This window comes from Leifsonia sp. ZF2019 (assembly GCF_019924635.1).
Lineage (GTDB): Bacteria > Actinomycetota > Actinomycetes > Actinomycetales > Microbacteriaceae > Leifsonia.
The window spans coordinates 1026349-1048349 of record NZ_CP065037.1; the positions used below are offsets into that span (position 1 = coordinate 1026349).

At 69.8% G+C, this 22001-nt stretch carries 18 protein-coding genes and 1 tRNA gene; 16 read left to right on the forward strand and 3 right to left on the reverse strand.

All coding sequences use genetic code 11. From position 1 onward, the window contains the following. The first annotated feature begins 3 nt into the window (after positions 1-3). The 16 genes from recR (at position 4) to msuE (ending at position 18049) form a co-directional block, all read left to right on the forward strand. Complete coding sequence (gene recR / locus IT072_RS05160) at positions 4-600, forward strand: recombination mediator RecR (protein WP_223359860.1); 597 nt, start codon at positions 4-6, stop codon at positions 598-600. A 108-nt stretch (positions 601-708) separates the two neighbouring features. Continuing rightward, positions 709-1995: an aspartate kinase gene (locus IT072_RS05165; RefSeq protein ID WP_223359861.1), complete on the forward strand. Its 1287-nt coding sequence runs from the start codon at positions 709-711 to the stop codon at positions 1993-1995. A 111-nt stretch (positions 1996-2106) separates the two neighbouring features. Next, a complete protein-coding gene (locus tag IT072_RS05170) occupies positions 2107-3177 on the forward strand; it encodes an aspartate-semialdehyde dehydrogenase (protein WP_223359862.1) in 1071 nt (356 codons plus the stop codon). 129 nt (positions 3178-3306) lie between these two features. After that, positions 3307-3795: a DUF1801 domain-containing protein gene (locus IT072_RS05175; RefSeq protein ID WP_223359863.1), complete on the forward strand. Its 489-nt coding sequence runs from the start codon at positions 3307-3309 to the stop codon at positions 3793-3795. An 86-nt stretch (positions 3796-3881) separates the two neighbouring features. Further along, positions 3882-5357 carry a malate:quinone oxidoreductase gene (locus IT072_RS05180; RefSeq protein ID WP_223359864.1) on the forward strand — a complete coding sequence of 492 codons (1476 nt, stop codon included), beginning with the start codon at positions 3882-3884 and terminating at the stop codon, positions 5355-5357. A 235-nt stretch (positions 5358-5592) separates the two neighbouring features. Continuing rightward, positions 5593-7221 carry an ABC-F family ATP-binding cassette domain-containing protein gene (locus IT072_RS05185; RefSeq protein ID WP_223359865.1) on the forward strand — a complete coding sequence of 543 codons (1629 nt, stop codon included), beginning with the start codon at positions 5593-5595 and terminating at the stop codon, positions 7219-7221. Positions 7222-7261: 40 nt separating this feature from the next. Beyond that, positions 7262-8428 carry an Rv2578c family radical SAM protein gene (locus IT072_RS05190; RefSeq protein ID WP_223359866.1) on the forward strand — a complete coding sequence of 389 codons (1167 nt, stop codon included), beginning with the start codon at positions 7262-7264 and terminating at the stop codon, positions 8426-8428. A 269-nt stretch (positions 8429-8697) separates the two neighbouring features. Further along, on the forward strand, positions 8698-9807 hold the full coding sequence (locus IT072_RS05195) for a sensor histidine kinase (protein ID WP_223359867.1): 1110 nt from the start codon (positions 8698-8700) through the stop codon (positions 9805-9807). Further along, complete coding sequence (locus tag IT072_RS05200; RefSeq protein ID WP_223359868.1) at positions 9804-11021, forward strand: hypothetical protein; 1218 nt, start codon at positions 9804-9806, stop codon at positions 11019-11021. Before IT072_RS05195 ends, IT072_RS05200 begins: the two co-directional genes overlap by 4 nt. After that, positions 11018-11692, forward strand: coding sequence for a response regulator transcription factor (locus IT072_RS05205; RefSeq protein WP_223359869.1), 675 nt, complete (start codon positions 11018-11020; stop codon positions 11690-11692). The genes IT072_RS05200 and IT072_RS05205 overlap by 4 nt, the downstream gene beginning before the upstream one ends. A gap of 27 nt (positions 11693-11719) precedes the next feature. Beyond that, a complete protein-coding gene (locus tag IT072_RS05210) occupies positions 11720-12397 on the forward strand; it encodes a thymidine kinase (protein WP_223359870.1) in 678 nt (225 codons plus the stop codon). A gap of 30 nt (positions 12398-12427) precedes the next feature. Continuing rightward, positions 12428-13735 carry a UDP-glucose dehydrogenase family protein gene (locus IT072_RS05215; protein WP_223359871.1) on the forward strand — a complete coding sequence of 436 codons (1308 nt, stop codon included), beginning with the start codon at positions 12428-12430 and terminating at the stop codon, positions 13733-13735. 71 nt (positions 13736-13806) lie between these two features. After that, positions 13807-15672 (forward strand): DUF4012 domain-containing protein, encoded by a 1866-nt coding sequence (locus IT072_RS05220; RefSeq protein WP_223359872.1) that lies wholly within the window; start codon positions 13807-13809, stop codon positions 15670-15672. 51 nt (positions 15673-15723) lie between these two features. Then, a complete protein-coding gene (locus tag IT072_RS05225; RefSeq protein WP_223359873.1) occupies positions 15724-16293 on the forward strand; it encodes a hypothetical protein in 570 nt (189 codons plus the stop codon). A gap of 55 nt (positions 16294-16348) precedes the next feature. Next, positions 16349-17365 (forward strand): LLM class flavin-dependent oxidoreductase, encoded by a 1017-nt coding sequence (locus IT072_RS05230; RefSeq protein WP_223359874.1) that lies wholly within the window; start codon positions 16349-16351, stop codon positions 17363-17365. A 90-nt stretch (positions 17366-17455) separates the two neighbouring features. Further along, positions 17456-18049: an FMN reductase gene (gene msuE, locus IT072_RS05235; RefSeq protein ID WP_223359875.1), complete on the forward strand. Its 594-nt coding sequence runs from the start codon at positions 17456-17458 to the stop codon at positions 18047-18049. 231 nt (positions 18050-18280) lie between these two features. Here the strand turns inward: msuE and IT072_RS05240 are convergent. From IT072_RS05240 to IT072_RS05250, 3 genes are all read right to left on the reverse strand, one after another. After that, a tRNA-Pro gene (locus IT072_RS05240) sits at positions 18281-18354 on the reverse strand. A gap of 63 nt (positions 18355-18417) precedes the next feature. Continuing rightward, complete coding sequence (locus IT072_RS05245; protein ID WP_223359876.1) at positions 18418-19398, reverse strand: metallophosphoesterase; 981 nt, start codon at positions 19396-19398, stop codon at positions 18418-18420. After that, on the reverse strand, positions 19398-21950 hold the full coding sequence (locus tag IT072_RS05250; protein WP_223359877.1) for a transglycosylase domain-containing protein: 2553 nt from the start codon (positions 21948-21950) through the stop codon (positions 19398-19400). Before IT072_RS05250 ends, IT072_RS05245 begins: the two co-directional genes overlap by 1 nt. Positions 21951-22001: the final 51 nt, after the last annotated feature.

The window sequence follows — 22001 nt, forward strand, 5'->3', positions numbered from 1 at the left end:
CCGGTGTACGAAGGCATCGTCCAGGAGCTGATCGACGAGCTCGGCCGCCTGCCCGGCATCGGCCCGAAGTCGGCGCAGCGCATCGCGTTCCACATCCTCCAGACCGAGAGCTTCGACGTCACGCGGCTCGCCGAGGTGCTGATCGAGGTGCGCGACAAGGTCCGCTTCTGCGAGATCTGCGGCAACGTGTCCGAACAGGAGACCTGCTCCATCTGCCGCGACCCGCGACGCTCGCCCGAGCTGATCTGCGTGGTCGAGGAGGCGAAGGATGTCGTTGCGATCGAGCGCACACGCGAGTTCCGCGGCCTGTACCACGTGCTCGGCGGCGCGATCAGCCCGATCGACGGCATCGGGCCGGACGACCTGCGCATCCGCCAGCTGATGCAGCGCCTGGCCGACGGCACGGTGCAGGAGGTCATCATCGCGACCGACCCCAACCTCGAGGGCGAGGCGACCGCCACCTACCTGAGCCGGCTGCTGACCACGCTCGAGATCCGCGTCACCCGGCTGGCCTCCGGCCTCCCGGTCGGAGGCGACCTCGAGTATGCCGACGAGGTCACCCTCGGCCGCGCGTTCGAGGGGCGCCGCCAGGTCTCCTGAGCGCTCTCGGTTCTGCGCGTTCGCGGCCTTGCCCGACGTCGTCGTCATATGGGAATCCGGGTATGCGGCGGCCGGTAGGATGGGAAGCCCGTGAGTCCAGGAGTGTCCGTGGCCCTTATCGTCCAGAAATTCGGCGGTTCGTCCGTCTCCGACGCCGAGAGCATCAAGCGCGTCGCGAAGCGCATCGTCGAGACCCGCAAGGCCGGCAACGAGGTGGTCGTCGCGGTCTCCGCGATGGGCGACACGACGGACGAGCTGGTCGATCTGGCCCATGAGGTCACCCCGATCCCCGCGCCGCGCGAGCTCGACATGCTCCTCACCGCGGGCGAGCGCATCTCGATGGCCCTGCTCGCGATGGCGATCAAGAGCATGGGCTACGACGCCCGCTCCTTCACCGGCAGCCAGGCGGGGATGATCACGGACGCGCAGCACGGCTCCGCCCGCATCGTCGACGTCACACCCGGCCGCATCCAGGACGCGCTCTCGGAGGGGGCGATCGCCATCGTCGCCGGCTTCCAGGGCTTCAATCGCGACACCCGCGACATCACAACGCTCGGCCGCGGCGGCTCCGACACCACCGCGGTCGCCCTCGCCGCGGCGCTCGGCGCCGAGGTCTGCGAGATCTACACCGACGTGGACGGCGTCTTCACCTCCGACCCCCGCCAGGTCCCGCTGGCGCGCAAGATCGACCGCATCACCAGCGAGGAGATGCTCGAGCTCGCCGCAGCCGGCGCGAAGGTCCTGCACATCCGCGCGGTCGAGTACGCCCGCCGTCACAACGTGACCCTGCACGTGCGCTCCTCGTTCTCGAACAAGGAGGGCACGTACGTCCTCAACGAAGCAGCTGCGGCCGAGGCCGCGAAGAAGGATGGAACCGTGGAAGAGCCGATCATCTCCGGAGTCGCCACCGATCTGAGCGAAGCGAAGATCACGGTCGTCGGTGTGCCCGACGTACCGGGCAAGGCCGCGCAGATCTTCAAGATCGTCGCGAAGGCCAACGCCAACGTCGACATGATCGTGCAGAACGTGTCGGCCGCGGCCACGAGCCTCACCGACATCTCGTTCACCCTCCCGAAGTCGGAGGGTCAGCGCGTGCTGACCGCACTCACCGCGGAGCGCGACGAGGTCGGCTACCAGTCGCTGCAGTACGACGACCAGATCGGCAAGCTGGCCCTCGTCGGCGCCGGGATGCGCACCAACACCGGTGTCTCCGCCCGCCTGTTCGAGGCGCTCTACGACGCCGGCATCAACATCGAGATGATATCCACCAGCGAGATCCGCATCTCGGTCGTCACCCGCGCCGACACGGTGGCGGAGGCCGCGCGCGTCATCCACACCGCTTTCGGGCTCGACGGCGATGAGAAGGCCGTCATCTACGCCGGAACCGGTCGCTAGACCCGCCTCCCGGCGCCGTCGCCCTTCGCGCTCCCTCTCCGCCGTGGGAATGGCGGCCGCGGCGCCCACGTTCGATTTCTGCAAGACAACCGACCCGAAGGGGCCAGCATCATGAGCGAGACCACCGGACTCAACATCGCCGTCGTCGGAGCGACCGGCCAGGTCGGCAGCGTGATGCGCCGCCTGCTGGAGGAGCGCGCCTTCCCGGCGTCGTCCGTGCGCTTCTTCGCATCGTCCCGCTCGGCGGGTACGACGCTGCCGTTCCGCGGCGAGCAGATCGTGGTGGAGGACGTCGCCACGGCCGACGTCTCGGGCGTCGACATCGCGCTGTTCTCGGCCGGCGCCACCGGTTCGAAGGCGCACGCGCCGCGATTCGCCGAGGCGGGCGCCATCGTCATCGACAACTCGAGCGGATGGCGGATGGACCCGGACGTGCCGCTGGTCGTCTCCGAGGTCAATCCCGAGGCGATCGCCGACGCACGCAAGGGGATCATCGCGAACCCCAACTGCACCACCATGGCGGCGATGCCGGTGCTCAAGGTCCTGCACGACGAGGCCGGCCTCCGGCGCCTCACCGTCAGCACCTATCAGGCGGTCTCCGGATCCGGCCTGGCGGGCGCCGAGGAGCTCGCCTCCCAGGTCCGCACCGCGGTCGCCGACGAGAACCTCCTGCAGCTCGTGCACGACGGCTCGTCCGTCACCCTGCCGGAGCCGGTCAAGTACGTGCGTCCGATCGCCTTCGACGTGATCCCGCTCGCGGGCTCGATCGTCGACGACGGCTTGAACGAGACCGACGAGGAGAAGAAGCTCCGCAACGAGAGCCGCAAGATCCTCGGCCTGCCGGAGCTGCTGGTCAGCGGCACCTGTGTGCGCGTGCCGGTCTTCACGGGCCACTCGCTCTCGATCAATGCCGAGTTCGCCGAGGCGATCACTCCCGCGCGCGCCGAGGAGCTGCTCGCGTCGGCTCCCGGCGTGGTCCTCACCGACGTCCCGACCCCGCTCGAGGCCGCAGGCAAGGACCCGAGCTTCGTCGGCCGCATCCGCCAGGACGAGGGAGCGCCCGCCGGCCGCGGCCTCGCGCTGTTCATCAGCAACGACAACCTGCGCAAGGGCGCTGCGCTCAACGCGGTCCAGATCGCCGAACTGGTCGCCGAGCGGCTGTCCACGCCCGTCGAGGCCTGAGCCGCCGCACCGTCGTCGCGAATGCCGGGAGAGCGCGCACTCTCCCGGCATTCGTCGTGAGTGGCGGCGCTCCTGCGGCCGGTCGAACCGGGCCTGCACGCGCCGTGATCGGGGCGCTAGCCTGGGCGCATGCGCGCCGAACCGCCCGTTGCCGCCATCCCGTCCGCAGGCCTGCCGTCCGCGGATCCGCCGCCGGCCGACGTCGTCGACTATCTCGAGTCGCTGCCACCGCGGCGCCGGGAGGTCTTCCAGCCCGTGTTCGACACCGTCGCCGCGGCGATGCCCACCGGGTACCGGCTCGGGATCCACTGGCGGATGCCCGGCTGGGTCGTCCCGCTCGAGACCTACCGTGACACGTACAACAAGCAGCCGCTGGCCTACGTCAGCATCGGTGCGCAGAAGAACTACACCGCCCTGTACCTGATGGCCCTCTCGAGCGACTCTGCGGAGGAGGGCGCCTTCCGTCGCGCGTGGGGGCGGACGGGTCGAACCCTCCACATGGGCAAGAGCTGCCTGCGGTTCCGCTCGCTCTCCGACATCGACCTGCCGCTCATCGCCACGACCGTCCGCGCGTTCCCGGTCGAACGGTTCGTCGCCCTCTACGAGCGGGGCGCGTGACGCCGCGGCCCCAGGTTTGTCTCGACATCGAGATACTTTCCTCCGTGAGAAAAGGGAAGGCGCCGGGCGCACCGTAAGATCGTACGGTGAGCAATTCTCCCATCGACGTGGTCCTCATCGGCGGCGGCATCATGAGCGCGACGCTCGGGGCGCTCCTCCAGCGCGTGCAGCCCGACTGGAGCATCCGCATCTACGAGAACCTGGGCGAGGTCGCCCAGGAGAGCTCGAACCCGTGGAACAATGCCGGAACCGGGCACGCGGCCCTCTGCGAGCTGAACTACATGCCCGAAGCGTCCGACGGCTCCGTCGACCCGGCCAAGGCCATCAGCATCAACGAGCAGTTCCAGCTCAGCCGTCAGTTCTGGGCGAGCCTCGTCGAGGCGGGCGACCTGCCCGCGCCGGAGACCTTCATCAACCCGACGCCGCACATGACGTTCGTGCGCGGTCGCGACAACGTCCGCTACCTGCGCCGCCGTTTCGAGTCGCTCAAGCAGCAGCCGCTCTTCTCCGACATGGAGTACTCGGAGGATCCGGCCGTCATCGGCGAGTGGACCCCGCTCCTGACGAAGAAGCGCAACGCCAAGCAGCGCATCGCCGCCACCCGTTCCGCCTCCGGGACCGACGTGGACTTCGGCGCGCTGACCCGCGCACTGGTCGACAACCTCGTCGCGAACGGCGCCGAGCTCGCGCTCAACCACCGGGTGCGTGGCATCAAGCGCACCAAGGACGGCCTCTGGCGCATCAGGGTGATGCACGAGGTCGGCCACACCCCGCACCAGGTGGAGGCGCGGTTCGTCTTCGTCGGCGCGGGCGGCGGCGCGCTGCACCTGCTGCAGAAGTCGGGCATCCCCGAGATCAAGGGCTTCGGCGGGTTCCCCATCTCCGGCCAGTTCCTGCGCACGTCCGACCCGAAGATCGTCGCCCAGCACCAGGCGAAGGTCTACGGGAAGGCCGCCGTCGGCGCGCCGCCGATGTCCGTCCCGCACCTCGACACCCGTGTCGTCGACGGTCAGGCGTCCCTGTTGTTCGGCCCGTACGCCGGGTTCAGCCCCAAGTTCCTCAAGACCGGCTCGTGGTTCGACCTCCCGGGCTCCGTCCGCGCCGGCAACCTCGGCCCGATGCTGGCGGTCGCGCGCGACAATTTCGACCTCATCAAGTACCTCGTGGGCGAGCTCCTGGCCAACCGCGCCAAGAAGGTGAAGGCGCTCCAGGAGTTCATGCCCACCGCCAAGAGCGAGGACTGGGAGCTCATCACCGCGGGCCAGCGCGTCCAGGTGATGAAGAAGGACGCGAAGAAGGGCGGGGTGCTGCAGTTCGGCACCGAGGTCGTCGCTGCGGAGGACGGTTCGATCGCCGGGCTGCTCGGTGCATCGCCGGGTGCGTCCACCGCCGTGCCGATCATGGTGGACCTGCTGAAGCGTTGCTTCCCCGACCGCTACGACGGCTGGCTGCCGACGATCCAGAAGCTCATCCCGACGGTCGGGACCACCCTCAACGACCGGCCCGACGAGGCTGCGCGCGTGCTGTCGGAGACCGCCGCGACCCTGAATCTGGTTCGCTAGCCTGCCCGGTATTCCGCGCCTCCCGCCCCGAAGGGGTGGACGCGGGCGCTGGTGGCCTGTTAGGGTCGTCAGCGCTATGAAGTGATCACCTCCTCTCGTCCCGCGCCCGAGGCGCCGTCGACAGAGTGGGTGACCCCTCGAAACAGGTCATCGCGTTCACTGCGCTCACGCGCCGCTCTCGACGGAGCACGCCCGGCGGGAACCGGCTCATCGGAGCGCTCGGAAGGCGGTCTCCATGCCTGTATCCACCACACTCACCCCGCTTCGCGCGGACGGCGTCTCGCTCAGCTACGGCGAACGCCGCATCCTCTCCGACGTCTCTCTCACGGTCGCTCCCGGCTCGCGCCTCGGGCTGATCGGCGAGAACGGCGCCGGCAAGTCCACCCTGCTGCGCCTTCTGGCGGGTGTCGAGCCTCCGGACGCCGGCGCCATCCGTCGGCCCGCGCGCGTCGGCTTCCTCTGGCAGGAGGTCCGCTTCCGCCCGGAGGACACGCTCGACTCCCTGATCGAGGACGCGCTCGCCGGCGTCCGCGCGATCGAGCGCGAGCTGGAGTCGGCGGCCGCATCGCTCGCAGGCGGTGATGCCGCCCCGCGGGGCGGCGATCCGTACGACCGCTATGAACGCGCCCTGGAGGCGGCCGAGCGCGCCGAGATCTGGACGATCGAGGCACGCCGCGACGAGCTCCTCGCCGGACTCGGCGTCGAGGGGATCCCGCTGGACCGGCGACTCGGCGAGGTCTCGGGCGGCCAGCGCAGCAGGTTCGCGCTCGCCGCGCTGCTCCTCGGCCGACCCGACGCGCTCCTGCTCGACGAGCCGACCAACCACCTCGACGATGCCGCCGCGTCGTTCCTCGAACGGCGGCTGCTCGACTGGCAGGGGCCTGTGCTCTTCGCGAGCCACGACCGCGCTTTCCTCGACGCGGTCGCGACCGGCCTGCTCGACATCGACCCCGCCCGCGGCGGCCCGGTGGCCTTCGGCGGCGGCTATAGCGACTACCTCGCGGCGAAGGCCGCGGAGCGTGCCCGCTGGGAGAAGCAGTACGCCGACGAGCAGGACGAGCTGGAGGCGCTCCGGTTCGCGGCGGACGTCACCGCACGGTCGATCGCCTGGTCGGGCAAAGTCCGCGACAACGACAAGTTCGCGAAATCGTTCAAGGGAGGCGCGCTCGACAAGCAGATCAGCAGACGGATCAGGAACGCCACCGGCCGGCGCGAGGAGCTCGAGCGCACGCAGGTGCGCAAGCCGCCGCCCGTCCTGCGCTTCGGCGGCATCCCCTCCGGGTTCCAATCGCTCGCGGATGACGGCGGGCTGCTCGTGCACGCCCGGGGGCTGCGCATCCCGGGCCGGCTGGACGTGCCGACGTTCGACGTGGCTCCGCAGTCCCGGGTTCTGGTCACCGGGCCGAACGGCGCGGGCAAGTCGACACTCCTCGCCGCCCTGGCCGGACGGCTCCAACCGGCGTACGGCTCCGTCGGGCGACGGCGTGGCCTGCGCGTCGGACTGCTGGAACAGGACGTGCGCTTCGCCGACCCCGCCGCCTCGCCGCGCAGCGTGTATGCCGCGGCGATGGGCGAGCGGCGGGCCGAGAGCATCCCGCTCGTCGGGCTCGGGCTGATCGCCCCCAGAGACCTCGACCGTCCGGTCGGCGCCCTGTCTGTCGGCCAGCAACGGCGGCTCGCGCTGGCGCTCATCCTCGCGCGCCCGCCGCACCTGTTCCTGCTCGACGAGCCGACGAACCACCTGTCGCTCTCGCTGGCGACCGAGCTGGAGGAGGCGCTCGACGGCTACCCGGGAGCGGTCGTCGTCGCCAGCCACGACCGGTGGCTGCGGGCGCGGTGGTCGGGGGAGGAGGTGGCGTTGTGAGCGGCTTGACGAACATTCGAACATATGTTCGAATGTCGGTATGAGATGGAGCGGGCAAGAACTCACGGCGGAGGCGCCGGCCACGCTGCCGGGGCTCGCGCGGCTCAACAACCTCGTGCGCTCGGTGCGCACGCCCGACTTCGCGGGCATCACGTTCCACGAGGTGCTCGCGAAGTCGGCGCTCAACAAGATCCCCGGCGGGGGAGGGCCGATGCCCTTCGGCTGGACGATCAACCCGTACCGAGGGTGCTCGCACGCGTGCGTCTACTGCTTCGCGCGGCCGACGCACAGCTATCTCGAGCTCGACCAGGGCAAAGACTTCGATCAGGAGATCATCGTCAAGGTCAACGTCGCCGACGTCCTCCGCAAGGAGCTGTCCCGGCCGAGCTGGGGGCGGCATCCCGTGGCGCTCGGCACCAACACCGATCCGTATCAGCGGGCGGAGGGACGCTACGCGCTCATGCCGGGCATCATCGACGCGCTCGCCGACACCGGCACGCCGTTCAGCATCCTCACGAAGGGATCGCTGCTACGACGCGACCTCGACCGGCTGGCCGAGGCGGCGACGCGCGTGCCAGTCGACCTCGCGATGTCGATCGCCGTCTACGACGATGAGCTGCAGCAGTCGGTCGAACCCGGAACGCCCACCACGAAGGCGCGTCTGGCGACGGTCACCGCGGTGCGCGAGCACGGGCTGGACTGCTCGGTCTTCCTGATGCCCATCCTGCCGTACCTCACCGACACACGGGCGCACCTCGACGAAGCCCTCCGGCAGGCGAAGGCGGCAGGCGCGACCTCAGTCCTCTACACCGCCCTGCACCTCAAGCCGGGCGTGAAGGAGTGGTACTACCTGTGGCTCGGACGCGAGCATCCGGAGCTGCTTCCGCGTTATCGCAGCATGTACGGCCGGGGTACGTACGCGCCGGCCGAGTACCGCACATGGCTCGCGGCGCGGATCAAACCGCTGATCCGCGCGCACGGGCTTCAGCGCGGGGAAGAGGATCCGCTGACCGGGGGAGTGCGCTCCTCGGCCCTCGGGATGCTGCGCGACGGTGACGGCGAGCGTCGTGCGGTCGCGGCGGGGACGACAGCCGCCGGCGGGCCGGTCGGCGGCGGGAAGGCCGGAGAGGGGCATGGCGCGCCGGATGCGGAGTCGCTCGTGGGGGCGTCGCTGCTGGCAGCGGGATTGCAGCCGACCTTGTTCTGAGGTGTGGAGGTGTTTCGAGGCGCGGAGGCGGGCGGCCGACATGGGGTACAGATTGGTCCTCGGCGCGGGGTACACGGGAGAGACTGCGGATGCCATAATTCCCGAGGGAGCCGCGACCGGACGGCCCCACCGGCTGTGCCCGGACCGCTTGCTCACTCGAAAGGGGTCGTGTGTCGCTCGGTCTGCCTACCCACCTCTCGAGAGCAGCCAACTCCCGAGCGCTCGCCACAGCGGCCCGCTGGGCAGGGCTCGTGTGTCTGGCTGCGGCCGTGGTCAACGTGCTCTTCTCCGGGTTCTCGCGAGGAGTCGACGGACTCGCGTTGCTCACGCTGTCGATGTTGCTCCCGATGGTCGCGTTGCTCGCGATCCTCGCGATGCTCGCGCGCGGGCGCACGGTGGGTCTCACGATCGCCTACCTGGTCGCGGGCACGCTGTGCACCTATTGCTACGTCGTAGCGATCTTCGTCGGCACTCCGAGCTACCGGGACACGAACCTCTTCGTCGTCGCTCTTCCCGTGGTCGCGATGACGCTGGTCGGTGGCACGGGAACCGGAGCCCTCGCGGGCATCCTGTGGGCGTCCCTGGGCTTCGCGCTCGCGGAGGCGGCCGTGCTGCTGGCGGCCGTGACCACCGGGCGCACCTTCACGACGGACGCGATGACCCTCGGAGCGTACCTGCTCCTGGTGGGGGTCCTCACGTTCGACGGGCTCACCCGCGGATCTCGTGGACGCACGCAATCGGCGATCCATCGAGCGGTGCGCGACGTGCGCCTGGTCGAGCTCCGGCGGGCCATGTACGCCGACCTGGCGGCGGACACGCACGACACCGTCCTGAGCGACCTGCTCGCGATCTCGCGTGCCGAACCCGGACCGGTGAGCGACCGTCTCCGCGAGCGGATCGGATCGGACCTCGAGGCGCTCGGGCGCGGTCTCGTGACTGAGAGCCCCGACGTCGCCGCAGAGCCGATCGACGACCCGTGGTACGGCAGTGATCTGCACCGCGCCGTTGAGGACGCCCGCGACGAAGGCCTCGCCGTCGACGTCTCGGGTGACCGGGCCGCCGTCGGCCGCCTCGACGAGGCGACGCTCCGTGCGGTCGGACTGGCGGTGCGCCAATGCCTCGTCAACGTGATCCGCCACTCGGGCAGCGCGACAGCCGAAGTCGCGCTGAGCACGTGCGACGACAGCCTGTCCGTGATGGTCGTCGACGGCGGGCGCGGCTTCGCTCCCGACGCGACCGGAGCCGACCGGCTGGGTCTCCGCCAGTCCGTGCACGACAGGATCTCCCGCGTCGGCGGCACGGTGACGGTGTACTCCAGCCCCGACGTCGGAACCACCGTCATCATGGTGGTGCCGTGGGCTGCGGAGGAGGCCGCATGAGCGTGCCACGCGGAATCGCCTCCGAGACCATCGTGCGGTTGCGCTCGGTCCCCGTCGAGAGGACGCCGCAACGCCTCGACCCGCTCGGCGTGCAGTCCGCCTGGCTGCTCGTTCCCCTGATCGGCATCGCGGCGATCGGGTACGCCATCGCATCGACGCTCTGGCACCTCCAGCAGCTGCGTTCGCCGGGGCTCGCGCTGACCGCCATCGCCGTGCTCGCGCTCGCCGTCGCCGTGGCCACGATCCGCACCCACCCCGGGCTGGCGCCGTTCGGACGCTGGGCGCACGTCACCGTGATCGGCCTCGCCGTCATCGCCGCCTGCCTGTTCGCCGCAGCGGTCTGGGGCCGCAACCAGCGCATCCAGGACGACTGGGGTCAGATCGCCGTCGCTCTGCTGCTGATCGCGATGCCGCTCTACCGACCCGTGCTCGAAGTGATGATCGCCGCGGTGGCTGCTGCGACCGTCCTCGGTGCACTTGCCGCACTGCAGGCGGGATCGCTGGAGATCGTCACCGGTCCGATCGTCTACGTGACCGTCGCCGCCACCCCCGTGCTGGCGCTCGCCGCGGGCGGCGCCGGGTACGCATGGACGATGACCGGCGAGACCCTCCGCTGGCGGGAGGTCGCTCGCGCCGGCCAGGCGCGACTCGAGACCGAACTGCGCGAGACCGCCCGGCGGACAGTCGCGCAGAAGAGCGCAGCCGTGTTCGACGCGGAGACCGTACCGTTCCTCACGGACATCCTCTGGCGCGGGGAGATCACCGAGGCCGACCGCGAACGAGCAGCGGCGATCGCCGACGGACTGCGTGCCCTCGCCGTCTCGTCGGTCGAACGCACCTGGCTCGACGAGACCCTCGCCCTCGCCCTCGCCCCGCATCTCCCGCCGTCCGCCGACCCGGCGGGCGCGGTCCACGATCCGGGTGGTCTCGACCGGGCGCTCACCGAGGAGCAGCGTGCGATCGTCTCCGCACTCGTCTCGACGGTCGTCGAACTGCCCGGGCTCGAACCCGCCACCGTCCGCGTGGACGTCAGCGCGCCCGAGCATCCCGCTTTCGTCCTCACCGCTCGCGTGCACGAGGGCCGCCGCGCCATCCGCCGCGAGATCGTGCCGTACCTCAGCGCCCTGCGGTCGGCCTCCATGGTGACCGGACTCCGCGTGCGAGCGGGCGAGCTGACGCTCCGATTCGCCTACCCTGGAAGCAGCAGACCATGAGCACCACTCCCGTTCCGCCCTCCGCAGCGCCGGCCCGGCTCGCCATCCTCGACGACCATGAGATCCTGCTCGACAGCCTCGCCAGCTGGATCGAGCGCAACGCGCCCGAGTTCGACCTCGTGCTGCGGGCCGGCAGCTGGATCGAGCTCGTGCACAGCGACGCATTCCCCACCGATCTCGTGATCATGGACCTCCAGCTCCGCGAGTCCGTCTCCATCGGTGCGCGAGTGCGCACCTGCCGCGCTGCAGGGGCGAAGGTCGTCGTGCTGAGCGCCGTGGACACGCAGGAGGACCGCGATGCCGCGCTCGCCGCCGGTGCGGTGGCGTACGTGACCAAGTCGCAGCCGATGAACGAGCTGCTCGCCGCCGCCCTCGCCGCGATCGGGCGCGGCGGCGATGCACGGCAGCCCATCGCGGAGCCCGCCTGGCGGCCGCGACCGATCATCCCCGACGCCGCCCGGCCGAAGCTGAGTGACGGCGAGCGGCAGGCGCTGCTCCTCTACGCGGACGGCCGCACCACCTCCGAGGTCGCCACGGCGATGAACGTGCAGTACGAGACGGCGAAGACCTATCTGCGCCGCGTGCGCGAGAAGTACGGCAAAGTCGGGCGCCCCACCAGCTCCCGTGCCGACCTCATCCGGCGGGCCGCCGAAGACGGCTACCTCACCTGAGGCGATCGTGCCGTCTAGGATCGTGGCGTGGCAAAACTGTATTTCCGCTACGGCGCGATGAACAGCGGCAAGAGCACGGCGATGCTTCAGGCGGCCTACAACTACGAGGAACGCGGTCACCGTGTGCTGCTCGCCAAGCCGGCGATCGACACCAAGGGCGACATGGGCATCCTGTCGCGCCTCGGTGTGACGCGCGATGTCGACTTCCTGATCGCCCCGGAGACCGACGCATACGGCAAGTTCCAGCAGCACCGCGAGCGGACGCTCAAGCGCTTCGATCGCGACGTCAGCGCTCTCCTGGTCGACGAGGCCCAGTTCCTGACCGAGGCACAGATCGACGACCTGCTGCGGATCGCCCTGCTCGAGAACATCCCGGTGCTGGCGTACGGCATCCGCACCGACTTCCAGACGGTCGCGTTTCCGGGCAGCCGCCGCTTGCTCGAAGTGGCGCACAGCCTCGAGGAGCTGAAGACGATCTGCCGCTGCGGGCGCAAAGCGATCTTCAACGCGCGCACGATCGACGGCGTCTTCGTCTTCGACGGCGCACAGGTGGCGATCGACGGGGTCGACGTCGCCTACGAGTCCCTGTGCGGCAACTGTTACCTGCAGGAGAGCCGGGGAGTGCTCAACAATGGTCGTCGGCGCTGGCCGGTCGACGACGCGGCGACCGCCTACGACAACGAACCCGACCCCGATTTCACCTGAGCGACCGCGCGCGCGGCGAGAAGAGGCGACATGCGTATTTCCGTGATCGGTTGCGGCTATCTGGGGGCGGTCCATGCCGCGTCGATGGCGGACCTGGGCCATGAGGTCGTCGGGATCGACGTCGATGAGGCCAAGATCGCCGAGCTCTCGGCGGGGCGGGCTCCGTTCTTCGAGCCGGGATTGCCGGAAGTGCTGACGTCGGCGACGGCCAGTGGCCGGCTGCGGTTCACGACGGATTTCTCGGCGGTGGCCGAGGCCGATGTGCATTTCGTCGCGGTCGGGACGCCGCAGAGCGCGGACGGGGATGCCGCGGATCTGCGCTTCGTCGACGCGGCGTTCGCGACGCTGCTGGAGCATGTCAAGCCGGGGGATGTGCTGGTGGGCAAGAGCACTGTGCCGGTGGGCACGGCGACTCGTCTCGCCGCCGTGGTGGCCGAGCGGGCACCGGAGGTGGTGCTGACGTGGAATCCGGAGTTCCTGCGTGAGGGTTTCGCGGTGCAGGACACGGTGAGCCCCGATCGACTCGTCTACGGTGTCCCTTCGGGTGCGGCGGGCGAGCGCGCGGCCGGAATCCTGAACGAGGTCTATGCGACCGCGGTGGCTGCGGGAACGCCGGTGATCGTGACCGACTATGCGACCGCCGAGCTGGTGAAGGTGGCGGCCAATGCCTTCCTCGCGACGAAGATCTCGTTCATCAACGCCATGGCCGAGATCGCGGAGGTGACGGGTGCGGACGTCACCCAGCTCGCCGACGCGATCGGTCACGACGCCCGCATCGGCCGCCGGTTCCTCAATGCCGGTGTCGGCTTCGGCGGTGGCTGCCTTCCGAAGGACATCCGCGCGTTCACGGCCCGTGCGCGGGAGCTCGGGCGCGGCGAGGCCGTCGAGTTCCTCGCGGAGGTGGACAAGATCAACCTGCGTCGCCGCGACCGCGTCATCGAGCTGGTGCGTGAGGAGGCAGGCGATCTCGCGGGCCTGCAGGTCGCCGTCCTGGGGTTGGCCTTCAAGCCGCACTCGGACGACATCCGCGACTCCCCGGCACTCGATGTCGCCGTGCGCCTGGCAGAGGCCGGAGCAGTGGTGACCGCGACCGACCCGGAGGCCGTCGCGAACTCGAAGCGGCGTGCCCCGCAGCTGAACTACGTGGACTCCGCGGAGGAGGCCGCAACGGGCGCGGACATCGTGGTGCTGATCACGGAGTGGCCGCAGTTCCGCGGGCTCGACCCCGTCGCGTTCGGCGAGCTGGTCGGATCGAAACGCGTCATCGACGGGCGCAACGTGCTCGACCCAGCCGCATGGCGCGCGGCCGGGTGGACCTACCGCGGGCTCGGTCGCTAGCCCGTTACGGCGGTTCTGCGCCCCTCGTTTCGGGGGATGCCAAAAAGTGAGGATTTGTTAGATTTGTCCTCATGGCGATCGGTCTCTCGCAGGAGGAGGCGCCGCCCGTCGCGGCGGAGCCCGATCCTCCGATGCGCCGTCGACGGCACCCGCTGGCCACCGGGATCGCGGTCGCCCTGGTGCTCGTGGTCGCCGGACTGGTCGGATGGATCGCCCTCCGCGGCTACCTGGCCCGTCAGGAGCTCTACGCGGCCCTCCCGGCCGCACACGGCATCCAGAGCGCGATCGTGTCGGGAGATCTCGGCTCCGCCCGCTCGTCCGCCGACGAGCTGCAGAAACGGGCGGCGTCCGCCGCGTCGCTGACCGGTGATCCGATCTGGCGGGCGGCGGAGATCGTCCCGTGGGTGGGTCCGAATCTTGCGGCGGTGCGAACGGCGGCCGCGGCGACCGAGCAGGTCTCCTCGCGGGTGATCCAGCCGCTCGTGCGGGTGGCGGCGACGGCCGACCCGCGCACCCTCGCGCTGAAGGACGGGCGTGTGGACCTCGCCCCGCTCGTCGCTGCACAGCCCGTCGTCGCCCGCGCCCAGGCCGCTTTCCACGCGGCCGCCAAGACCCTCGACACGGTCGACACCTCGGCGACGATCCACCCGGTGGGGTCGGCCGTCGACCGGCTGCGGGAGCTCTTCGCCGAAGCCACTCCGGCGGTCGATGCCGTCGGGAACAGTGCGAGGCTCCTTCCCGCGATGCTCGGGGCCGACGGTGCTCGCAACTACCTCCTGGTCGCGCAGAACCCCGCCGAGCTCCGGGCGACGGGCGGCCTGATCGGATCCGTCGCGCTGATCCGTGCCGACCACGGCGCCATCTCGCTCGTCGCGCAGCAGGCCGGAACCTCCATCGGGCCGTGGACGGAGCCGGTGGCCGCCATCCCCGACGGTCCGACCGGCCTGTTCGGCCAGCTGATCGGCACGTTCATCCAGGACGTGAACCTGACGCCCGACTTCCCCCTCGCCGCCTCCACCGCTTCGCGGATGTGGACATCGACCAACGGCGGGACCGTCGACGGCGTGATCACGATGGACCCGGTGGTGCTCGCAGCCCTCCTGCGCGCCACCGGCCCGGTCGCCGTCCCGAGCGGCGAGACGCTGACGTCGGACAACGCCGTCAGCCTGCTGCTGAGCGAGGTCTATCGACGCTATCCCGACCCGGCGCAGCAGGACGCGTTCTTCGCCGCGGCCGCCGCCGCTGTGTTCCAGCGGGTCGCTCAGGGCGGAACGGACGGCTCGGCGCTCGTCTCGGCCCTGGCGGCTGCCGCATCATCGCGCCGGATCCTGATCTGGAGCGCGCATCCGGCCGAGCAGAGCATCCTCGCCACCACCAGTCTCGCCGGCGAGCTTCCGGTGTCGACCGGGACGACTGCGGGGGTGGGCGTGTACTTCAACGACTCGACGGGCGCGAAGATGGACTACTACCTCGACACGTCCGTCGCCGCCGGCGGTGCGATCTGCCGGGCCGACGGCCGGCCGACCACCCGCGTCGCGGTGACGTTGACGAACCGTGCTCCCGCGGATGCCGCGACGACGCTGCCGGACTACGTCACGGGAGGCGGGCGCTTCGGCATCCCGCCCGGCTCGATCCAGACCCGCGTCGCCGTGTACGGCCCGTCCGGTGGCCTCCTGGCGGCCATCACGAGCGGCGGGGAGACCAAGTCCGCCATATCCGGCACGGACCGGGGGCGGCCGGTGAGCGTGTTCACGGTCACGCTCGCCCCGGGGGAGCAGCGCACCGTGGATGTCGACTTCCTCGGGATGGAGCAGACGGGTACCGGGGTGTCGGTGACGACCACGCCGACACTGCCGGGCACGGGGGCGACCCCCGATGTGGGGGCAGAATCCGCCGTCGGTTCGATTGCCGTCGATTGCGCATCCGTCGTAAAATGAGAATTAATCACGTATCCCGACGCTGATGCCGGGCAGGCGAAAGGCGGTGCCATGTTCAAGAAGATCCTCGCGGCGGCAGCCGTGACCGTGGCGGTGCTCCTCGCAGCCCCCACCGCGGCGAACGCGGTGGACTACACCCAGGGCTCCCCCTGCAGGTTCGACGCCGCGGTGGCGAAGGCCGGCGACACGGTCCACATCGTGTGCACTCCGGGGACGTGGTCTCCGCAGGAGTTCATCGACTGGACGGGGACGGGCGAGAACGGCTCCAGCATGAAGCTGGTCAGCTTCCGCACCAGTGCCAGCAGCGTCCACTTCGCTAAGCAGTCCAACGCCGACGGCAGCGACCTGCTCACGGTCACACTCCCGGCGGACGCCACCGGCGTCTACGCCTTCACGGGCGTCGGCCGCACCAGCAATCACACCTGCCCCGCCTCGATCACGGTGCTGCCCGCCGACTCGTCTGCGGTCACCGTGTCCGACCCCGGGTCCGGCCTCGCCGACACCGGCTCGACGATGGCGGTCTGGGCGGTCTGGGCGGTCTGGATCGGGGGAGGGCTGCTCGCGGCGGGTCTCGTCACCGTCTCAGTGGTGTTCTGGGCGCGCAAGGTCCGCGCCTCCTGAGCGATCCGGGCGGCCAGGATGGAATGACACCCCGGGTCGCCCGGTTCTCCTCAGTGTGACCGACCGCAGCATCCCCCTCTCCGTCCTCGACCTCGCCAGCCGTCCCGCCGGAGGCACCAACGCCGACGCCGTCTCCGGCACCATCCGCCTCGCGCAGACGGCCGAACGTCTGGGCTACCAGCGCTTCTGGGTCGCCGAGCACCACGGCATGCCGGCGATCGCCTCCAGTGCACCCGCCGTGCTCATCGCGGGTGTGGCCGGCGCGACGGAACGCATCCGGGTCGGCTCGGGCGGGGTGATGCTCCCGAACCACGCCCCGCTCGTCGTCGCGGAGCAGTTCGGTACCCTCCGCGCCCTCTACGGTGACCGTATCGACCTCGGCATCGGGCGCGCGCCCGGAACGGACGGCGCCACCGCGATGGCGTTGCGGCGGAGCGAGCAGGGCCTCGGTGTGGACGACTTCCCGCAGCAGCTGCTCGACCTCTTCGGCTTCTTCTACGGGGGCATGAGCGACGCGAACCCGCTGCACTCCATCACCGCGGTGCCCGGGCTCGGCGACGCCCCGCAGGTATGGCTGCTCGGTTCCAGTGGCTTCAGCGCGCAGGTCGCCGCCGCCCTCGGCCTGCCGTTCGCCTTCGCCCACCACTTCGCCGGAGAGAACACCGAGGCGGCGCTCGACCTGTACCGGTCGAAGTTCGAGCCGAGCGACTTCCTCGACGAACCGCACACGATGATCGCGGTCAATGTCGTCTCCGACGCCGACCCGCAGACGGTCCGCGCGCTGTCGCTGCCCGGGCAGCTCTCCTTCCTCCGCATGCGCCAAGGCCAGAAGCCGCAGCCCGTGAGCGTCGAGGAAGCCCTCGCCTACGACTTCAGCCCGCTGGAGGAGGAGTTCATCGCCGCCCGCAACGCCCGCCAGGCCATCGGCACCCCGGACGAGGTGCGCGCACGCCTCGACTCCCTCCTGGGCTCCACCGGTGCGGACGAGCTGATGGTGTCGTCCGGCGCGGCGACCGTGGAGGGTCGGATCCGCTCCCTCGAGATCGTCTCGGAGCTGTACCCCGCTCCATGACGGCGCATGACGCGAACAGGAGAGTCTGACGCGTCGCGCGAGTAGCGTGGGGGCGTTCCCGAGCCGAAGACACACGAAGGCGGTCCCCGCATGGCACACGTCCCCACGGTCGTCGGAGTGAGCGGAAGTCCGACACGCCCCTCCCGCACCACGGTGCTGGTCGACGAGGTCGCCCGCTCGTTCGCCGGCGCGATCGGCGGCACCCACCGCACCATCGAACTCGCACCACTGCTCGGCCAGCTGGGGGCGGGACCCTTCCGTTCGCACCTGGGGCCGGAGGTCGCGGAGGCCCTCGAAGCCGTCGAGGCCGCCGACGTCATCGTCGTCGGATCGCCTGCCTACCGCGCCACCTACACGGGGCTCTTCAAGCTCTTCTTCGACCACATCGGGCAGTACGCGCTCGTCGACAAGCCCATCGTGCTCACCGCGACGGGCGGTAGTGACCGCCACGCCCTCCTCGTCGAGCACCAGATGCGCCCCCTCTTCGGCTTCTTCCAGTCCCTCACCCTCCCGCTCGGCATCTACGCCGCCGAGAGCGACTTCGCCGACTACCGGATCACCTCCGAAGACCTCCGTGGTCGCATCGACACCGCCGTCAACCGCACCATCCCGCTCGTGCGCGCCCACATCGACCCGGAGTCGCGGTACGCGACGGCGGAGTTCGCGCGGCCCGACGCGTTCTGAGGGGGTCCCCGCTGCTCCTGTTCTGCAGGGGGTGAGTTCCTGTGGCTGAGTGGGAGGGTGGCTCGCGTGTCGGGGTGCACCCTACCGCTACCCCAGACGCCGCCTCACGCTTCGCGTTCCGCGGCGCCCCTCGCGGCAGGGGCCGGGAAGTCGCCAGCGAAGAAGCGGTAAACAGAAGAGGAGCCCCGGTTCGCGATGCGAACCGGGGCTCCTCTTCTGTTTACCGCTCTGTCGGGGTGACAGGATTTGAACCTGCGGCCTCTTCGTCCCGAACGAAGCGCGCTACCAAGCTGCGCCACACCCCGATGGCCCTGAAGGCCTCATCTAGGATACACGAGCCGGAGGTGTGCTGATGACCATTCAGGCGCTCAGGCCGCCGTCAGAGTGACCAGGGTGGCCTCCGGGCGGCACGCGAACCGCACGGGCGCGTAGATGGAGGTGCCCAGCCCGGCGGAGACGTTGAGGAAGGCCGAACGGAAGGCGTGGCGCCAAATGCTGAGGCCCTTGACCTGCTTGCGGGGGATGTCGCAGTTCGTCACCAGCGCGCCGTAACCGGGCACACAGACCTGGCCGCCGTGCGTGTGACCGGCGAAGATCATCGCGGCGCCGTACGTCACGAAAGCGTCCAGCACGCGTCGGTACGGCGCGTGCACGACACCCAGCGTCACCGTCGGCCGCGCGGTCGCCGGCTCGTCCTCGGGCCACATGGCGTCGTCGCTGTACGGATCGTCCTCGCGGAGCTCGTCGAGAGCGCCCGGGATGGCCTCCACGCGGTCGAAGCGGACGTGCGGGTCGTCGACGCCGAACAGCTCGAGGTGGGTGCCACGGATATCGAGGGAGCCGACCGCGTTGTTCAGGTCCAGCCAGCCCAGATCACGCAGGTACGCCGTCAGCGACGCGGTGTCGAGCCGGGGAGCGGTGGACCCGTTCTTCTTCGACGGGCCGGTGAAGTACTTGAGAGGGTTCTTCAGCTGCGGGCCGAAGTAGTCGTTCGACCCGTGGACGAAGACACCCGGCGTGCCGCGGAAGGCGTCCAGAGCCGCACGGATTCCCTCCAGCCCGTTCTCGTGGCTGAGATTGTCGCCGGTGTCGACGACCAGGTCCGGCTTCAGCGCCGCGAGCGAGCGCACCCACTCCTGTTTGTCCCGCTGCCACGGGGCCATGTGCAGGTCGGACAGGTGCAGAACACGGATCGGCTCGGATCCGGCAGGGAGCACGGGTGCCGACACCTCCCGCAGCGTGTAGGCACGACGTTCGATGAGCGAGCCGTATGCGAACGCGGCCGCTCCCGTGGCTCCCAGCACCGCGAGGGCGGTGCCGAGCGGACGGAGCGCGGAGCCGCGACCCACTAGCCGGCGCCCGGTGTGGGCGCCGCGGACGGCGCTCCGGCAACGGTCAGCGCGACCTGCGTCCCCGGCTTGGTAGGCGTGCCGGCGGCGGGATTCTGGGTCTGCACGACGGCGTCGCCGCCACCGCTGCCCGAGATCTTCACGCTGAACCCGGCGGAGGTGAGCGCCTTCTGCGCGTCCGACGCCTTCTGGCCGACGACGTTGGGCACCGCGACGAGGGAGCCGTTGCTCGTGAAGATGGTGACGACCGTGCCCTTGCCGACCGAACTGCCCGCTGCGGGGTCCGTCGCCGACACGGTGCCGGCGGGCTGGACCGAGTCCTGCTGTCCGCCGTCGGTGCTGTCCAGTCCGAGGCCCTTCAGGATGTTCTTGGCCTCGTCCGGCGACTTGCCGGCCAGATCCGGGATCGCGATCTGAACGCCGCGGACGAGCTTGTCGGGCGCGGCCGGGAAGTCATCGCCGCCGTACTTGGCGACCGCGGCCGACATCATGGCGCGCTGCACCGCGGTGCGGGCGATCGCGGGCGTGGTGCCGTGCGTCGGGTAGATCCTGCGCATGTCCTGATGGCCGCTGACGTTGCCGACCCAGTAGGCGCCGGCGACCTTCGTCGTGGCCGCGACCAGCCACAGCTGCTCGTTGCCGTCGGTGGTGCCGGTCTTGCCGAGCATGTCCTTGCCGGTGGTGTTCATCCCGGCGGCGGTCCCGCTCTGGACAGGACCCTGCAGAGCCTTGGCCATGGTGTTGGCGACCGTCGGGTCGACGGACTGCGTGCACTTCGTGGCAGGCGGGGCGACGTCCTTGCCGGCGGCGTCGGTGATCTTGTCGATCGCGATCGGGCTGCAGGTGAGGCCGTTGTTGGCGATGCCCGCGAAGGCCGTCGCCATCGTCAGCGGCGCGATCTCGTTCACGCCGAGCACCGAGGACGGCACCGTGCTCAGCGGCTCACCCTTGGCGGTGTGCACGCCGAACGCCTCGGCGTCGTTCTTGATCTCGCACAGGTCGAGCTGGGAGGCCATGGAGACGAACGCCGTGTTGATGGAGTTCGTGGTGGCGTTCTGGGCGCTGCGCTGCCCCTCCTCGCCACCGGAGTCGTTCGTCGGGCGGTAGGTTCCGGTCCAGTCGCCGTCGCACGAGTTCTTGAACTTCGTGTAGGTGCGGATGTTGGCGTTGACCGTCTCGTTCAGCGAGTGTCCCTGCTTGAGCCACTCGGCGAGCGTGAACACCTTGTACGTCGATCCGACCTGGAACCCCCCGGAACCGCCGTAGGCGTAATCGGTCGAGTAGTTGATCGCGCTGTAGGACGGGTCGGCGGCAGCCTCGTCAGCGTCCTGCGTGTAGTTCTTGTTCTGCGCCATGTAGAGAACACGGCCGGTGCCCGGCTGCACCCCGACGAGCACACCGCCGATGTCGACCTTATAGTTCTTGGGCACGTAGGAGTTGATCGTCGCTTCCGCGACCGTCTGCAGGTCGAGGTCCAGCGACGTGTAGATCTTGTAGCCGCCGCGGTTGAAGTTCGCCCGGCGCGTGTCCTCGTCGGCGCCGAAGGTCGGGTCGTTGAGAATGATCCGCTGCACGTAGTCGCAGAAGTACGCCGAGCCTCCCGCGGTCTGGCAACCACGGGTGGAGGGTGTGATGACGGGCTGCACCGGTGTCTTCACGGCCTCGTCGTACTGCGTCTTGGTGAGCTTCTTGTACTGGTACATCTTCTGGAGGATGTAGTCGCGGCGTTCCTTGTTCTTGGCATAGCCGTTGGCGGCGCCGTTCGACTCGGAGTCCGGGCTGTCGATCTTGAGCGACGTCGGCTCGTTCACGATCGCGAGCAGGCTGGCCGCCTGCGCGGGCGTCAGCGCCGCAGCGGTCGTGTTGAAGTAGTACCGGGCCGCGGCCTCGATGCCGTAGACCGAGCCGCCGAAGCCGGCGATGTTGAGGTAGCCGACCAGGATCTGGTCCTTGCTGTACTTCTTCTCGATGCCGATGGCGTACTTCATCTCCTTGACCTTGCGGTCCGGGGTGACGCCGGTCGAGTCGTCGACGCAGGTCTGGTACGCCTTCTTCTGCTCGTCCGTCTTGACGGGCATGGCCTCGCACTTCTGCAGCAGAACGTTCTTCACGTACTGCTGGGTGATCGAGGAGCCGCCCTGCACTCCGCCGCCGGAGACGGTGGACAGCACACCACGCATGGTGCCCTGGATGTCGACGCCGCCGTGGCTGTAGAAGCGCGGGTCCTCGCCGGCGATGGCCGCATCCTTGGCCGCCTGCGAGATCTGGTCGAACGTGACCGGGAGACGGTTCTGGGAGTAGAAGGTCGCGAGAGCGCGGTCCGTGCCGTCGCTGTTCTTCGCGTAGATGGTGGTCGGCTGGGCGAGCGTGCCCGGCTCGAGGTACTCGGGAAGGCCCTCGAAGACGCCGATCCCGTTGTTGGCCGCCATGCCGGTCACGGCGATCGCCGGCGTGACAGCGGCAGCGACCAGAAGGCCCGCGACAACACTCATGCCGAGGAACGCGGCGCCGGCGCCGAACGCACCTCTAGCCCGTGGTTTTTTCGCAGACATAGGATCAGAGTAGGTGATCAACCTGATAAACGGCCCGAACGCAAGGAGCAC

Coding starts and splice junctions, on each gene's coding strand:
- IT072_RS05170 (WP_223359862.1), top strand. CDS start 2,107: ATGAGCGAGACCACCGGACTCAACATCGCCGTCGTCGGAGCGACCGGC.
- IT072_RS05175 (WP_223359863.1), top strand. CDS start 3,307: ATGCGCGCCGAACCGCCCGTTGCCGCCATCCCGTCCGCAGGCCTGCCG.
- IT072_RS05185 (WP_223359865.1), top strand. CDS start 5,593: ATGCCTGTATCCACCACACTCACCCCGCTTCGCGCGGACGGCGTCTCG.
- IT072_RS05190 (WP_223359866.1), top strand. CDS start 7,262: ATGAGATGGAGCGGGCAAGAACTCACGGCGGAGGCGCCGGCCACGCTG.
- IT072_RS05200 (WP_223359868.1), top strand. CDS start 9,804: ATGAGCGTGCCACGCGGAATCGCCTCCGAGACCATCGTGCGGTTGCGC.
- IT072_RS05205 (WP_223359869.1), top strand. CDS start 11,018: ATGAGCACCACTCCCGTTCCGCCCTCCGCAGCGCCGGCCCGGCTCGCC.
- IT072_RS05215 (WP_223359871.1), top strand. CDS start 12,428: ATGCGTATTTCCGTGATCGGTTGCGGCTATCTGGGGGCGGTCCATGCC.
- IT072_RS05220 (WP_223359872.1), top strand. CDS start 13,807: ATGGCGATCGGTCTCTCGCAGGAGGAGGCGCCGCCCGTCGCGGCGGAG.
- IT072_RS05225 (WP_223359873.1), top strand. CDS start 15,724: ATGTTCAAGAAGATCCTCGCGGCGGCAGCCGTGACCGTGGCGGTGCTC.
- msuE (WP_223359875.1), top strand. CDS start 17,456: ATGGCACACGTCCCCACGGTCGTCGGAGTGAGCGGAAGTCCGACACGC.
- IT072_RS05250 (WP_223359877.1), bottom strand. CDS start 21,950: ATGTCTGCGAAAAAACCACGGGCTAGAGGTGCGTTCGGCGCCGGCGCC.